The following is a 713-nucleotide window of genomic DNA, read 5'->3' as shown; positions in this document are numbered from 1 at the left end:
GTTGCGCTCAGTGTACGTGCGTCGATGACGACTGCGCTTTCAATGCCTGTACCAGCTGTCAGGTCAGCAGAGTTAGCACCGTTGTTGCCTGTGTCGTTGTCGTTGACAATCGCCAGTACGCCGCCGTTGTTGTTGGCTGCGATCAGGGCATCTGTCAATGTCAGACGGTAGTTACCAGCACCAGCTACGCCAGCATTGTTGGATGTGCCAACCAGACGGATTGTTTCGAAACCGGAAACGTTAGTCCATTCAGACGCGCCCAGTGCGATGGTGTCGCCCAGTGCTGCACCTGTCAGGTCGCCGTCGATGACGAGTGTGTCGTTACCAGCGCCACCTACGACTGTGTCGGAGATCGTCAGACCAGCACGTGTATCTTTGATGTTATCGAAGATCACTGTGTCGTTACCAGCACCCATTTTGATGTTTTGCGCGCCGTTGGCTGCACCGCTTGTGGAAACGCGGACAGTAACGTTGGACAATTCAGCAGAAGCGTCGATCGTCGCTGCAACCAGTTTCACTTGACCAGCGTTCAGGGACAGATCAGCGATACCTTTGAGTGCATCAACAGCCAGACCGGATGTGTCGAGTTGGCTGATGCCGCCGATACCGACTGTACCTGCTGTGGTGGTGGTGTTGGTGTCAAAGTTGATGAATGTACCAGCAACGCCTACACCAGCGGTTGTGCCGATGGTGATGGTGCCTGTGTGGGAGGC

The 713-nt window shown here is 55.1% G+C and carries 1 protein-coding gene; it reads right to left on the bottom strand.

Going from position 1 to position 713, the window contains the following annotated elements:
* Positions 1–713, bottom strand: a 713-nt coding sequence (locus ACO0LF_RS31380) for a hypothetical protein (RefSeq protein WP_423021318.1), incomplete at both ends; no start/stop codon positions are given.

Source organism: Undibacterium sp. Di27W, from assembly GCF_049340345.1.
In the GTDB taxonomy this organism is placed as follows: Bacteria; Pseudomonadota; Gammaproteobacteria; order Burkholderiales; family Burkholderiaceae_D; genus Undibacterium.
This window is presented reverse-complemented; position numbering and strand designations above follow the sequence as displayed.